Here is a 13,915-nt window from a genome sequence, read left to right on the forward strand (position 1 = left end):
TATGCCTATCACCGAGATCGCCGTCAGGCGCGACTTCACGTGAGCGTGACCCGTTATACGGCCGCCTCCCCGTTCCTCCGCGGCGGGGAGGCGGTGGCACATCCATCCCTTCTGAGGAGCTTGAGCTGTGAGCAGCAACAACGGTGACGTCCGGCTCTGGGGCGCCCGGTTCGCCGACGGTCCCGCCGAGGCGCTGGCGAACCTGTCCGCGTCGGTCCACTTCGACTGGCGGCTCGCCCCGTACGACCTGGCGGGCTCCCGTGCGCACGCCCGCGTGCTCCACAAGGCGGGCCTGCTCACCGCCGACGAGCTCCAGCGGATGATCGCCGGCCTGGACCAGCTCGAAGCCGACGTCGCCGACGGCTCCTTCGTCGGGACCATCGCCGACGAGGACTGCCACACCGCCCTGGAGCGCGGCCTCCTGGAGCGCCTCGGCGCCGACCTCGGCGGCAAGCTGCGCGCCGGCCGGTCCCGCAACGACCAGATCGCCACGCTCTTCCGGATGTACCTGCGCGATCACGCCCGCACCATCGGCGGCCTGATCGCCGAGCTCCAGGACGCCCTGGTCGGCCTCGCCGAGGCGCATGCGGACGTCGCCATGCCCGGCCGTACTCACCTCCAGCACGCCCAGCCCGTCCTCTTCGCCCACCACATGCTCGCCCACGTCCAGTCGCTGTCCCGGGACGCCGAGCGGCTGCGCCAGTGGGACACCCGCACGGCCGTATCGCCTTACGGATCGGGCGCGTTGGCGGGCTCCTCGCTCGGGCTCGACCCGGAGGCCGTCGCTGCCGAGCTCGGCTTCGAGCACGGCTCGGTCGGCAACTCCATCGACGGCACGGCCTCGCGGGACTTCGTCGCCGAGTTCGCCTTCATCACCGCGATGATCGGCGTGAACCTGTCGCGGATCGCGGAGGAGATCATCATCTGGAACACGAAGGAGTTCTCCTTCGTGACCCTGCACGACGCCTTCTCGACCGGCTCGTCGATCATGCCGCAGAAGAAGAACCCGGACATCGCCGAGCTGGCGCGGGGCAAGTCCGGCCGCCTCATCGGCAACCTCACGGGCCTGATGGCCACGCTGAAGGCGCTGCCGCTCGCGTACAACCGGGACCTCCAGGAGGACAAGGAGCCGGTCTTCGACTCCTGTGACCAGCTGGAGGTGCTGCTGCCCGCCTTCACCGGGATGATGGCCACGCTCACCGTCAACCGGGAGCGGATGGAGGAGCTCGCCCCGGCCGGCTTCTCGCTCGCCACCGACATCGCCGAGTGGCTGGTCAAGCAGGGCGTGCCGTTCCGGGTCGCGCACGAGGTCGCGGGTGGGTGCGTCAAGGAGTGCGAGGCGCACGGCATCGAGCTCGACCAGCTCACCGACGAGCAGTTCGCCAAGATCTCCGAGCATCTGACCCCCGAGGTCCGTACGGTCCTCAACGTCAAGGGCGCGCTCGCCTCCCGCAGCGGCCGCGGCGGCACGGCCCCCTCGGCGGTGGCCGTCCAACTCGCCGAGATCAAGGCCGACTTGACGGTCCAGCACGCCTGGGCGACCGCGAAGAAGTAGGTCCGCCGGGGGTGTCCGCCTCCATAGCCCGAGTGAGACGTTTGTGTCTCACTCGGGCTATGGTTGTCTCATGACCGTGGATCGAGACCAGGTGCTCCGCACCGCCGCCGCTCTCCTCACCCGTAAAGCCACCGCCACCATGGACGAGGTCGCCCGCGCCGCCGGAATCGGCCGGGCCACCCTGCACCGGCACTTCGCCGGGCGGGAAGCCCTCGTCAGAGCGCTGGAGGAGCTCGGCATCCGGGAGCTGGAGGGCGCCCTGGACGCGGCCCGGCTCGACGAGGGCGACACCTCGGACGCGCTGCGTCGCATGGTCGCCGAGGTCGAGCCCGTGGCGGGCCTCCTCGCCTTCCTCGTCACCGAGAACCAGCTCTTCGAGGGCGAGCAGATGAACGCGGGCTGGGCTCGCATCGACGCCCGCGTCTCCGTGCTCTTCCGGCGCGGCCAGGAGCAGGGCGAGTTCCGCATCGACCTGACCCCCGCCTGGCTCACCGAGGCCCTGTACGGGCTGATCGGCGCGGGCGCCTGGGCCGTGCAGGACGGCCGGGTCGCCGCCAAGGACTTCCAGTACATGATCGCCGAGTTGCTGCTCGGCGGCGTACGGCGGAGCGTGGAGAAGTGACCGCAACCGAACCGCGGGAGCACCACGCCGTCGCCCGGATGGGCCGCTGGCTCGCGCTCGCGGTCCTCGTCCTAGCCGTGCTGCTCGTGGCTGTCGACGCCACCGTGCTCGGCCTCGCCACGCCTTTCCTCAGCGAGGACCTCAAGCCGTCCGGCACCCAGCTGCTGTGGATCGGCGACGTCTACTCGTTCGTCATCGCCGGACTCCTCGTCTCCATGGGCAGCCTCGGCGACCGCATCGGCCGCAAGAAACTGCTGCTCCTGGGCGCCGTGGCGTTCGGCGCGGTGTCCGTGCTCAACGCCTACGCGTCGAGCCCGGAGATGATGATCCTGGCCCGCGCACTGCTCGGCGTCGCGGGCGCGACCCTGATGCCGTCCACGCTCGCCCTGATCCGCAACATCTTCCACGACCCCCGGGAGCGCAGCCTCGCCGTGGGCATCTGGGGCGCCGCCGCGTCCGCGGGCGCCGCGGTCGGCCCGGTCGTCGGCGGGTTCCTCCTGGAGAACTTCTGGTGGGGCTCGGTCTTCCTGATCAACCTGCCGGTGATGGCCGTCCTGGTCCTGGTCGGCATCAAGCTGCTCCCCGAGTCGCGCGACCCGAATCCTGGCCCCTGGGACCTCATCAGCGTCGGGCTCTCGCTGGTCGGCATGGTCGCCGTGGTGTACGCGGTGAAGGAGGCCGCGGTCAACGGGTTCCGCTGGGACATCGCGGTGTCGGCCGTGCTCGGCATCGCGGCCCTCGTCTGGTTCGTACGCCGCCAGCGCACCCTGGATTCGCCGCTCCTGGACATCCGCCTTTTCCACCACCGGGGCTTCTCCGGCGCGGTCCTGGCCGACCTGCTGACCATCCTCGGCCTGTCGGGGCTTGTGTTCTTCCTCTCCCAGTTCCTCCAACTGGTCCAGGGCCGCTCGCCGCTGGAGGCCGGGCTCATCGAACTGCCCGCCGCGGTCGGCGCGGTGGGCGCGGGCCTCGCGGCCGGCACGATCGCCCGCCGGGCCTCCGTGCGCAGCGCGGTCTCCGGCGGCCTCGCGGCGGTCGCCCTGGCCCTCGCCGCCTGCGTGGCGCTCGGCGCGGACACCAGGGTGGTGTCCCTGGGCATCGCCCTGTTCGTGGGCGGGCTCGGCGCGGGCCTCGCCTTCACGGTGACGGCCGACGTCATCCTCTCCAGCGTCCCCAAGGAGCAGGCGGGCGCGGCGTCTGCGGTCTCCGAGACGGCGTACGAACTGGGCGCGGCCCTCGGGATCGCCCTGCTCGGCTCGGTGGTGACCGGCATCTACCGGGGCTTCGAGACCCCGGAGGGCGTCCCCCCGGACATCGCCACCGAGGCCCACGACTCGCTCGGCGGCGCGGTGGAGGCGGCGGTGCACCTCCCACCCGCCCAGGCGGAGGCGATGCTGTCCGCGGCGCGGGACGCGTTCACGTCCGGCTTCCAGACGGCGGCGGCGGTGGGTGCGGTCGTCCTCTTCGCCACGGCGATCGCAGCGTGGTTCCTGCTGCGGGGCCAGAAGTTGGCCGACGGGATCGAGCACTGAGCCACTCGGTGCTGCTGGGGCGCGGCCCCAACTCCCCGCGCCCCTGGCAGGGCTGGGGTCAAGGGAGTTGGGAGGGGGCACCCTCGACGTCGGGCACCCCGAAAAGCGCGGCTACGCCGCCTTCGCCTTCGTGGCGTACATGTCCACGTACTCCTGCCCGGACAGCCGCATGACCTCCGCCATCACCGAGTCCGTGACGGCCCGCAGCACGTACCGGTCCCGGTCCATGCCCTCGTAGCGCGAGAACTCCATCGGCTCGCCGAAGCGGACCGTCACCTTGCCGGGGCGCGGCATGCCCGCGCCGCCCGGCTGGAGCTTGTCCGTGCCGACCATCGCGAACGGCACGACCGGCGCGCCCGTCATCAGGGTGAGCCGCGCGACGCCGGTGCGGCCCCGGTACAGGCGGCCGTCGGGGGAGCGGGTGCCCTCCGGGTAGATGCCGAACATCCGGCCGTCCTCCAGGACGCGGCGGCCCGTCATCAGCGCGGCCACACCGCCGTTGGCGCCGTCCCGGTCGACCGGGATCATGCCGACCCCGGTGAAGAACCAGGCCATCAGACGGCCCTTGAGCCCCTTGCCCGTCACGTACTCGTCCTTGCCGATGAAGGACACCTGCCGGTCGCACACGATGGGCAGCACGATCGAGTCGATGAACGTCACGTGGTTGCCGGCGAGGATCACTGGACCGGTGCCCGGGATGTTCTCGGCGCCTTCCACCTGTGGGCGGAACATCAGGCGCATGATCGGTCCGAGCACTGCCTTGATGAGCGCGAAGCGGGACAACGGGCCCTCCGGAGTCGTCTGGGTGGGGGTGGGATGTCTGTGCAGGTGAGGACGATACTCGCGGGTCAGCTCTGATCGCACATCGGGTTCACGAAGTGGATACGCACTGTTGACATGTGTTTGCGCCAGGTTCGGCCCGCCTTCGTCCCCGCGTACCCACGAAGCATCCCGCTCTTCAGCTCGGTCCGCCTACGCTCGTCTCCTCGCTTTGACAGGTGCGGGACACATGGGGGAAACGCCAGTGGGAACAGACGACCGAGGAGTGTTCATGACTGACGGCGAGCGGATGAGACCCGGACGGCGCACCGTCCTTGGGGCGGCGGGCGCGGCCGTCCTCGGCACCGCGGCCACCGGGCTCGCGGGGGCGCCGGCTTCGGCCGCGCAGCGCCACGGCGGGGGCCCGGCCGCCTACCGCGACCTGCCCGTTCCGTACGTCATCGGACACCGCGGCACCGCCGGATACCGGCCCGAGCACACCCTCGGCTCCTACCAGCACGCCCTCGATCTCGGTGCCCATGTCATCGAGCAGGATCTCGTGCCCACCAAGGACGGGCACCTGGTGTGCCGCCACGAGAACGACATCTCGGCCACGACGAACGTCTCCGACCACCCCGAGTTCGCGTCCCGCAAGACGACCAAGACCGTCGACGGGGTCGCCATCACCGGCTGGTTCACCGAGGACTTCACGCTCGCCGAGCTGAAGACGCTGCGCGCCAAGGAGCGCATACCGGGCAACCGGCAGCACAACACGCTGTACGACGGCCGCTGGGACGTGCCCACCTTCGAGGAGGTGCTTCGCTGGGCGCAGGAGCAGGGCCGCCGCCTCGGCCGCCGGATCTGGCTGCACTCCGAGACCAAGCACCCCACCTACTTCCGCGGCATCGGATTGCCCCTGGAGGACCGGGTCGCGGCCCTCCTGCGCCGCTACGGGCGCCACCACGCGGACTCCCCGCAGTTCCTCGAATCCTTCGAGCCCAGCAGCATCCAGCGGCTGGCGAAGCTGGTCGACACGCCCTCGGTGGTGCTGCTCTCCAACGCGGGCACCAAGCCGTGGGACTTCGTGGTGAGCGGCGACCCGCGCACCGTCGACGACCTGGTCAAGCCGGCCGGCCTGAAGTGGATCGCCTCGTACGCGCAGGGCATCGGCCCCACCCTCGACCTGATCATCCCCAAGGACGCGTCGGGCAGGCTCACCAAGCCGACCACCCTCGTCCGCGACGCGCACGCGCAGCGGCTGATCCTGCACCCGTACACGATGCGCAACGAGAACTCCTTCCTCCCCGCCGACTTCCAGCGCGGCACCGACCCCAACGCCTACGGGGACGCCTTCGGCGCGTTCAAGACGTACTTCGCGACCGGTATCGACGCGGTGTTCTCCGACAACGCGGACACCGCGCTGCTCGCCGCGGCCGACTTCCGCAAGCACTGACGTCCAACCCCTTTCACCCACGTACGAGTGAGAAGTGCCCGCTGCGGAAACCGGCTTCCGCGGCGGGCGCGTCCCGCCCGGCATGGATCTCGTCACAGAGCTCAGCCCGCTCGTCGCCGCCGAGGCCGCGGCCGAGGCACCCGGCACCGGGATGGATGCCGCCGACCTCGAACAGGCCGTCTGGCTAAGGCTGTTGGAGCAGCACCCGGCGGACCCGGTGCACTGGGTCCGCACCGCCGTGCGGGCCGAGGCGCGCCGCGCCCGCCGGCTGCGGCGCCAGGAGCGGCCGTACGGCAGCGCCCCCGCCGCCGACCCGGATCCGGGGCCCGAACTCGCCGCCATCACCGCCGAGCGGCGCCGCATCCTGCACGCGGCGATCGGCCGCACTCCGGGCAACTGCCCGCGCCTGCTTGCCGCGCTGCTCTCCCCCAAGGACCCCACCTACCGGGAAATCGCAGGGGAGTTGGATATCTCACAGGGCAGCCTGGGGCCGATGCGTTCCCGTTGCCTGGGATGCCTGCGCAGAATGCTGGCGGCGGAGGTTGCCGCTCCTGAACTCGGGGGAAAGGAGCGGTAGACAATCGGGGACCAGTTGAGCGAGAGGCATGCACACATGGGCATGAGCGTGACCATCTCTGCGGCCGGCGCACAGGATGCCGAGCAGATACTGAAATTGCAGTACCTCTGCTACCAGAGCGAGGCCGAGCTCTACGGCGACTACTCGATCGAGCCCCTGACGCAGACCCTTGAGGGCCTTCGGGCCGAACTCTCCACGGGTTACGCCCTGGTGGCCCGGCTCGGCGACGAGATCGTCGCCTCGGTGCGGGGCCGCGTGGACGCGTCGGGCACCGGCCGCATCGACAAGCTGATCGTCCATCCCCGGATGCAGGGGCACGGCCTGGGCGGCCGCCTCCTGGCCGCCATCGAGGCCCACTGCGCGGCCGAGCTCGCCGCCAAACGCTTCCAGCTCTTCACCGGCCACCGCAGCGAGTCGAACCTGCGCCTGTACCTCCGGCACGGATACGCGGCCGTGGGCAGGGAGCAGGTGAGCACGCGCCTCTCGCTGATCACCCTGGAAAAGGACGCGTCGGCCCAGGAGTTCGCGGCGAGCGCCTAGCGCTTGGCTCGCCTCAGCCACAGCATCCCGAGGATCGGCAGGATCACCGGGATGAAGAGGTAGCCCATTCCGTAGTCCGACCACACCGTCGCGTCCGGGAAGGCGGAGGCGTCCGCCAGGGTCCAGGTGCCGACGACCAGGACGAAGAGGAGCTCCGCCGCGCAGCACACCAGCGCTGCCCGGCGGGCCTTCTCGCCGCCGCGCACCAGCGAGTACGTGATGAAGCCGTACACGCAGGCCGCGATCGCGGACAGTACGTACGCCAGCGGCGCCTTGCCGAAGTCCAGGACGGTCTGGACGATCGAGCGGGACGCGGCGGCCACGGTGAACACCCCGTAGAACCAGACGAGCACCCGGCCGGGCCCGGAGCCGAGCTTGTGGTCGGGCGTGGTGTCAGCGGCGGACTCGGTCACGGTCAGCCTCCCCAGATGTCGTAGAGGCGCACTTCGAGCACCGCGAGGACCACCGCGCCGGCCGAGACCGTCACCGAGCCCCACTTGGTGCGCTCGGAGAGCGAGAGGAATCCGGCGGCCGGAACGGCCGCGAACGCGCCCGCCAGATAGGCGAGGAAGATCGCGACGCCCTGCTCGGGCTTCTCGCCGCGGCCGAGCTGCACGAGCCCGACCACGAGCTGCGCAAGGGCGAGGACGGTGACCACGGCCATGCCGATGAAGTGCCAGTCCTTGGTGGGCTGGTCCCGGTATGCGGCGGAGCCGCACCAGGCTGCGAGGGCGAGGGCCGCGGCGGCGACCGCGACCGTCAGGGCGTCGAGCATGGGGTCGAGGGTATTACGGGCCGAAAGGCCCGATGCGCTCACCCCCACCCGCACCCGTAGGGTCGGGAGACATGAAGATCCATGCCGAAGCCCTCCTGTTCGACAACGACGGAACGCTCGTCTCCTCCATGGAGTCCGTCACCCGCTGCTGGACCCGCTGGGCCCAGGAGTACGGGATCACCGCCGAGGACTTCGCGCGCGTGGAGCTGCACGGCCGCCCGGCCGTCGAGATCGTGGCCGACCTGCTGCCCGCCGATGTCGTGCCCGAGGCACTGGCCCGCATCGAGCAACTGGAGGTCGAGGACGTCGCCGGGGGAGTGGTACTGCTGCCCGGCACCGCCGCGCTGCTCGCCGCGCTCCCGGCGGACCGCTGGGCCGTGGTCACCTCGGCCACCCGCAGGCTGGGCGAGGCCCGGCTCACCGAGGCCGGCATCCACCCCAAGAACCTGGTGTCCGCCGACGACATAACCCGGGGCAAGCCCGACCCCGAGCCCTTCCTGCTCGCGGCGGCCCGGCTCGGCGTGGATCCGGCGCGCTGCGTGGTGTTCGAGGACGCCCCGGCGGGGCTCGCGGCCGGCCGCGCGGCCGGCATGACGACCGTGGCCTTGACCACAACGCACCGGGCCGAGGAACTCGTCGCCGACGTCGTCGTGAAGGACCTATCGGCCGTGTCCGCGCAGGCCACGGCCGGTGGAGTGGAGATCACCACGGCGGAGTGACCTCGTCCGCATGGTGGTCCAGGGATGTCCGGTATTCGGACATCCCTGATCTGTTTCTGATCGCTTCTGCTTTACTTGCCCACATGACCACGACGAGCAGCCGCACCCTTGCGACCGAGGCGATGATGACGCCCGGTGCTCGTTGTATGTGTCGAATGTGCGCCTTCTGAGGGCCCCCGCCTGAGCCTCGCGCCCCGAAGCGAGACCCTGACGGCTGCGCCCGAGCCCGTACCACGACGTACGGATTCGGCCCGCCCCGCGCACACCGTGCCCCCGGTATCCACCGATGAGGCCGAGTCGCGCCCCGAACACGTTTGCCCCGTGCCCGGCATACCCCGCGCCGCGCACTCGACAGTGACGGAACTCCCTGTGATCACCACAACGGGCCTGACCAAGGTCTACCAGTCGCGCGGACGAGATATCACCGCACTCGACGGCGTCGACCTGCACGTCCGCGAGGGCGAGGTGTACGGCGTCATCGGCCAGAGCGGCGCCGGCAAGTCCTCCCTCATCCGCTGTGTCAACCTCCTGGAGCGCCCCACCTCCGGCACGGTGACCGTCGACGGCGTCGACCTCACCGCGCTCGCCGGTCGCGGCCGCCGGGCCGGCAAGGACCTGCGCCGGGCCCGCTCCCGCATCGGCATGGTCTTCCAGCACTTCAACCTGCTGTCCTCGCGCACCGTTCAGGACAACATCGAGCTGCCCCTGGAGATCCTCGGCGTCTCCGGCAAGGAGCGCTCCCGCAAGGCCCTCGAACTGCTCGACCTGGTCGGCCTCGCCGACAAGGCCAAGGCCTACCCCGCCCAGCTCTCCGGCGGCCAGAAGCAGCGTGTCGGCATCGCCCGGGCGCTGGCCGGCGACCCCAAGGTGCTGCTCTCCGACGAGGCCACCAGCGCGCTCGACCCCGAGACGACGCGCTCCATCCTCCAGCTCCTGCGCGACCTCAACCAGCAGCTCGGCCTGACCGTCCTGCTCATCACGCACGAGATGGACGTCGTCAAGACGATCTGCGACTCGGCCGCGCTGATGAAGAAGGGACGCGTCATCGAGTCCGGCACCGTCAGCGAACTGCTCGCGACGCCCGGCTCCGAGCTCGCCGCCGAACTGTTCCCGGTGACCGGCGAGGCCACCGGCCCCGAACGCACCGTCATCGACGTCACCTTCCACGGCGAGGCCGCCACCCAGCCGGTCATCTCCCAGCTGGCCCGGACCTACAACATCGACATCTCGATCCTCGGCGCGGCCATGGACACCGTGGCGGGCAAGCAGATCGGCCGGATGCGGATCGAACTGCCCGGCGCGTACGAGGAGAACGTCGTCCCGGTCGGCTTCCTGCGCGAGCAGGGCCTCCAGGTGGACGTGGTGGACGACGACAGCCAGGTGCTCGACCTGGTCAAGGAAGGTGCCAAGTGAGCTGGTCGGAAATGCAGCCGCTGCTGTCGCAGGGAACGTACGACAGCTTCTACATGGTGCTGTGGGCGACCGTCGTCACCATCGGGCTCGGGCTGCCGCTCGGTGTGCTGCTCGTCCTCACCGACAAGGGCGGGCTGCTGCAGAACCGCCCGGTGAACAAGGTCATCGGCGTGATCGTGAACATCGGCCGCTCGCTGCCCTTCATCATCCTGCTGATCGCCCTGATCCCCTTCACCACCTGGGCCGTCGGCACCTTCATCGGCCCCAGCGCCATGATCGTGCCGCTCTCCATCGGCGCCATCCCGTTCTTCGCGCGGCTCGTGGAGACCTCCGTCCGTGAGGTCGACCACGGGCTCGTCGAGGCCGTCCAGTCCATGGGCGGCGGCATCCCCACCATCGTGTGGAAGGTGCTGCTCCCGCAGGCGCTGCCCTCCCTGGTCTCCGCGATCACCACCACCGTGATCACCCTGGTCAGCTACTCCGCGCTGGCCGGCGCGGTCGGCGGCGGCGGCCTCGGCTCGGTCGCCATCACCTACGGCTACCAGCGCTTCGAGACCAACTTCATGCTCATCACGGTGGCCGTCCTGATCGCCATCGTCACCGTGATCCAGCTGCTCGGCGACGGCGTCGTCCGCCTGCTCGCCCGCCGCGGCCGGACCTCCTGAACTTCTCTCACAACGGCCCGAACTCCTTGTCCGGGCGTCACACCGCACCACCGGAAAGAGGCACTTTTCGTGCGTAAGAACACCAAGATCACCGCTGCTGCCCTCGCCACCGCCGCGCTCGCCGTCGGCCTCACCGCCTGCGGCTCCTCCTCCGACCCGAAGCCCGCTGGCGCCAAGGCGGACGAATCCAAGGCGCTGGTCGTCGCCGCGTCCCCGACGCCGCACGCCGACATCCTCAAGTTCGTCAAGGACAACCTGGCGGCCAAGGCCGGACTCAAGCTGGAGGTGAAGGAGTTCACGGACTACGTCCTGCCGAACACCGCCACCGAGCAGGGCCAGGTCGACGCCAACTTCTTCCAGCACAAGCCCTACCTGGACGACTTCAACAAGAAGAACGGCACCCACATCGTGCCCGTCGTCAACGTGGAACTGGAGCCGCTCGGCCTCTACTCCCACAAGGTCAAGTCGCTGAAGGACATCGCCTCCGGCCAGACGATCGCCGTCCCCAACGACACCACCAACGAGGGCCGCGCCCTCCAACTGCTCGCCGCCAACGGCCTGATCACGCTGAAGGACGGCGCCGGCTCCGGTGCCAAGCTCTCCGACATCAAGGACAGCAAGGGCCTGAAGTTCAAGGAGCTGGAGGCCGCCACGCTGCCCCGCGCCCTGAACGACGTGGACGCCGCGGTCATCAACGGCAACTACGCGATCGAGGCGAACCTGAAGCCCGCCAAGGACGCCCTCGCCCTGGAGAAGGCGGACGGCAACCCGTACGCCAACTTCCTCGCCGTCAAGCAGGGCAACGAGAGCGACCCGCGCGTCCAGAAGCTCGCCAAGCTCCTGAACTCCGACGAGGTCAAGAAGTTCATCGCCGACAAGTACGCGGGCTCCGTCATCCCCGCGTTCGGCCCCGCCAAGTAGCGCTCCCCGTACGGCAGGACGAAGGTCCCGGACACCCCGCCAGGTGTCCGGGACCTTCGTCGCAAACGCCCACCCGGCCATGCACGCCGAGGGCCCGATGCTGCATGCTGTGCCTTTACGGTCCCTATAGGTTGACGGGCCACGAAAGTTCCAGGGCCTTCGCGGCCCCCACGGCGGTCCACGGCATGGAGCGGCACATGACTACCCCCTTTCCGGTGTTCCCGGACATCTCCATCAGCACGGACCGCCTGGTGCTGCGCCCCTTCGAGGATGCCGACAGCCCCGCGCTCATAGAGATGATGAACGACGAGCAGGTCGTCGCCTGGACCGCCGTGCCCCACCCCTACACGGCCCGCGACGCCGAGGACTGGGTCCGCCACCTCGCTCCGCGCGAGCGCACCGAGGGCCGAGGAATCGTTCTGGCGGTCACCGAATTCCTCACCCAGCGCCTCGTCGGCATCGTCCACCTCCAGAACACCAACTGGCGCACCCTGGCCACCGAGGTGGGCTATGTCGTGGCGCCCTGGGCGCGCGGCGAGGGCTACGCCACCGAGGCCGTGCTCGCCGCCGCCCAATGGCTGTTCAGGGACCAGCGGTTCGAGCGCCTGGAACTGCGTACCGCCGCCGACAACACCGCCTCCCAGCAGGTCGCCCAGAAGATCGGCTGCATCAGCGAGGGCGTGCTGCGCAACGCCTGGATAGCGCGGACACAGACGGAGGACGGCGGCTGGACGGACATCCGCACCGACCTCATCGTGTGGAGCCTGCTCCCCGAGGACCTCGACGGCGTCGCCGACCAGCTCGCGGACGCCGGATACGCCTCCTTCACCGACTGGAACTGATCCCCGGCCACCGGCCGGAACGAAATTCCGGGGCTACCCTCACTGGTGCCGGCCTTCGCCGGACCGCCCCGAGCTGCGACAACACCTGGAGACTGACGAAGATGGCCGACCGCGTCACGGTGATCGGCTGGGACGGCTCGCCCCTCACCCCCGCGGCCACCTCCGCCCTCTCCGCGGCCACCCTGGTGGCCGGTGCCGCCCACCACCTCGCACTCCCCGAAGTGCCGGCCGGCGCCGAGCGCATCCGGCTCGGCAGCGTGAGCCTGGCCGCCCGCCGCATCGCCGGCCACCGCGGCAGCGCGGTCGTCCTCGCCGACGGCGACCCCGGCTTCTTCGGCGTCGTACGCACCCTCAGGGCCCCCGAGCACGGCTTGGAGGTCGAGGTCGTGCCCGCCGTCTCCGCCGTCGCCGCCGCCTTCGCGCAGGCCGGGATGCCGTGGGACGACGCCCAGATCGTCGTCGCCCACCCGCGCACCCTGCGCCGCGCCGTCAACGTCTGCCGCGCCCACCCCAAGGTCGCCGTCCTCACCTCGCCCGGCGCCGGACCCGCCGAACTCGCGCTGCTCCTCGAAGGCGTCCACCGCACCTTCGTCATCTGCGAGGAGCTCGGCAGCGACCGCGAGCGGGTCACCGTCCTCACCTCCGAGAACGCCGCCGACCACGCCTGGCGCGACCCCAACGTCGTCATAGTCCTCGGCGGCGGCCCCGCGACCGAGGGCGACGGCTGGCTCGCCGGACCCCCGCCCGGCTACCCGTCCGCGCCGCGTGGCTGGGCGCTGCCCGCCCGGGAGTACGGCGCCGGGCTCGGCCCCGGCGAATCCACCGAGCTGCGCGCCGCCCAACTCGCCCGGCTCGGCCCGCGCATCGGCGATCTCGTCTGGGACATCGGCTGCGGCAGCGGTGCCCTCTCCGCGGAGGCGGCCCGGTTCGGCGCCGCCGTGATCGCCGTCGACGACAGCGCGGAAGCCTGCTCGCGCACCGAATCCACCGCCCGCCGCTTCGGAGTCCAGGTCCAGGTCGTCCGCGGCCGGGCCCCGCACGTCCTGGAGTCGCTGCCCGAACCCGATGTCGTACGCATCGGAGGCGGCGGCGCGGCCGTCGTGGAGGCGTGCGCCGATCGCAGGCCGGAGCGCATCGTGACGCACGCGGCCACCCGGGACGAGGCGGAGGCCGTGGGCGCCGCTCTGAGCGCCGGCGGATACGACGTCGAGTGCGCGCTCATCCAATCGGTCGACCTCGACACGAGCGCCTGGTCGGAGCGCGAACGCTCGGTCGCCTTCCTGCTCTCCGGAAGGCGGAAAGAAAGATCCCTGTGACCCCTTGGGCGCGCCGCGGGGGGTAGGCTGGCCGATCGTTGTACCGCACCCGGCCGTTCGGCGTTCCGCTCGCCAAGGGCCGGAAAAGGGGACCTTTTTGGGACCCGTTCGCGGTACGGCACATCCGGGGGACGCGCAACGTGGCGCAGCCCACACGGTCCGTGGCCGAGACTGACCGCCACGGCGGCGAAGGCCCGCGACAATGCATGGTGTCGTTGATGCCTGC

The 13,915-nt window shown here is 70.6% G+C and carries 15 protein-coding genes; 12 read left to right on the plus strand and 3 right to left on the minus strand.

All coding sequences use genetic code 11. The features are described 5' to 3' along the window. Nucleotides 1-127: 127 nt before the first annotated feature. The 3 genes from argH (at nucleotide 128) to ADK54_RS01310 (ending at nucleotide 3,709) form a co-directional block, all read left to right on the plus strand. Nucleotides 128-1,555, plus strand: a complete 1,428-nt coding sequence (gene argH, locus ADK54_RS01300) for an argininosuccinate lyase (protein ID WP_053723587.1) — start codon at nucleotides 128-130, stop codon at nucleotides 1,553-1,555. Between the two features lie 70 nt (nucleotides 1,556-1,625). Then, a complete protein-coding gene (locus ADK54_RS01305) occupies nucleotides 1,626-2,177 on the plus strand; it encodes a TetR/AcrR family transcriptional regulator (RefSeq protein WP_053723588.1) in 552 nt (183 codons plus the stop codon). A 38-nt stretch (nucleotides 2,178-2,215) separates the two neighbouring features. Then, nucleotides 2,216-3,709, plus strand: a complete 1,494-nt coding sequence (locus ADK54_RS01310) for an MFS transporter (protein ID WP_063801883.1) — start codon at nucleotides 2,216-2,218, stop codon at nucleotides 3,707-3,709. 111 nt (nucleotides 3,710-3,820) lie between these two features. Here the strand turns inward: ADK54_RS01310 and ADK54_RS01315 are convergent, their stop codons facing one another. Continuing rightward, the gene (locus ADK54_RS01315; RefSeq protein WP_234391872.1) at nucleotides 3,821-4,441 is read right to left on the minus strand and encodes a lysophospholipid acyltransferase family protein; all 621 of its coding nucleotides are present in this window, start codon (nucleotides 4,439-4,441) and stop codon (nucleotides 3,821-3,823) included. 319 nt (nucleotides 4,442-4,760) lie between these two features. Between ADK54_RS01315 and ADK54_RS01320 the strand changes: the two genes are divergently transcribed. From ADK54_RS01320 to ADK54_RS01330, 3 genes are all read left to right on the plus strand, one after another. Beyond that, entirely contained in the window at nucleotides 4,761-5,921 is a 1,161-nt protein-coding gene (locus tag ADK54_RS01320) for a glycerophosphodiester phosphodiesterase (RefSeq protein ID WP_053723591.1), read from the plus strand. Between the two features lie 82 nt (nucleotides 5,922-6,003). Next, nucleotides 6,004-6,498: a sigma-70 family RNA polymerase sigma factor gene (locus ADK54_RS01325; protein ID WP_053723592.1), complete on the plus strand. Its 495-nt coding sequence runs from the start codon at nucleotides 6,004-6,006 to the stop codon at nucleotides 6,496-6,498. A 36-nt stretch (nucleotides 6,499-6,534) separates the two neighbouring features. Beyond that, the gene (locus tag ADK54_RS01330; protein ID WP_053723593.1) at nucleotides 6,535-7,038 is read left to right on the plus strand and encodes a GNAT family N-acetyltransferase; all 504 of its coding nucleotides are present in this window, start codon (nucleotides 6,535-6,537) and stop codon (nucleotides 7,036-7,038) included. On the opposite strand, the gene ADK54_RS01335 is transcribed toward ADK54_RS01330, so the two are convergent. Beyond that, the gene (locus tag ADK54_RS01335) at nucleotides 7,035-7,451 is read right to left on the minus strand and encodes a hypothetical protein (protein ID WP_234391873.1); all 417 of its coding nucleotides are present in this window, start codon (nucleotides 7,449-7,451) and stop codon (nucleotides 7,035-7,037) included. The genes ADK54_RS01330 and ADK54_RS01335 overlap by 4 nt on opposite strands. Before the next feature lie 2 nt (nucleotides 7,452-7,453). Continuing rightward, nucleotides 7,454-7,813, minus strand: coding sequence for a hypothetical protein (locus tag ADK54_RS01340; protein ID WP_053723594.1), 360 nt, complete (start codon nucleotides 7,811-7,813; stop codon nucleotides 7,454-7,456). Between the two features lie 71 nt (nucleotides 7,814-7,884). Here ADK54_RS01340 and ADK54_RS01345 point away from each other — a divergent pair, with 71 nt between their 5' ends. The 6 genes from ADK54_RS01345 (at nucleotide 7,885) to cbiE (ending at nucleotide 13,689) form a co-directional block, all read left to right on the plus strand. Next, nucleotides 7,885-8,532, plus strand: a complete 648-nt coding sequence (locus ADK54_RS01345) for an HAD-IA family hydrolase (RefSeq protein ID WP_053723595.1) — start codon at nucleotides 7,885-7,887, stop codon at nucleotides 8,530-8,532. A gap of 369 nt (nucleotides 8,533-8,901) precedes the next feature. Then, on the plus strand, nucleotides 8,902-9,945 hold the full coding sequence (locus ADK54_RS01350; protein ID WP_053723596.1) for a methionine ABC transporter ATP-binding protein: 1,044 nt from the start codon (nucleotides 8,902-8,904) through the stop codon (nucleotides 9,943-9,945). After that, nucleotides 9,942-10,610 (plus strand): methionine ABC transporter permease, encoded by a 669-nt coding sequence (locus tag ADK54_RS01355; RefSeq protein WP_053723597.1) that lies wholly within the window; start codon nucleotides 9,942-9,944, stop codon nucleotides 10,608-10,610. Before ADK54_RS01350 ends, ADK54_RS01355 begins: the two co-directional genes overlap by 4 nt. Before the next feature lie 69 nt (nucleotides 10,611-10,679). Beyond that, nucleotides 10,680-11,531: a MetQ/NlpA family ABC transporter substrate-binding protein gene (locus ADK54_RS01360; RefSeq protein ID WP_053723598.1), complete on the plus strand. Its 852-nt coding sequence runs from the start codon at nucleotides 10,680-10,682 to the stop codon at nucleotides 11,529-11,531. 185 nt (nucleotides 11,532-11,716) lie between these two features. Then, complete coding sequence (locus tag ADK54_RS01365; RefSeq protein ID WP_053723599.1) at nucleotides 11,717-12,373, plus strand: GNAT family N-acetyltransferase; 657 nt, start codon at nucleotides 11,717-11,719, stop codon at nucleotides 12,371-12,373. Between the two features lie 101 nt (nucleotides 12,374-12,474). Continuing rightward, nucleotides 12,475-13,689: a precorrin-6y C5,15-methyltransferase (decarboxylating) subunit CbiE gene (gene cbiE / locus ADK54_RS01370; RefSeq protein WP_053723600.1), complete on the plus strand. Its 1,215-nt coding sequence runs from the start codon at nucleotides 12,475-12,477 to the stop codon at nucleotides 13,687-13,689. Nucleotides 13,690-13,915 lie beyond the last annotated feature (226 nt).

It is taken from the genome of Streptomyces sp. WM6378, assembly GCF_001279695.1.
Lineage (GTDB): Bacteria > Actinomycetota > Actinomycetes > Streptomycetales > Streptomycetaceae > Streptomyces.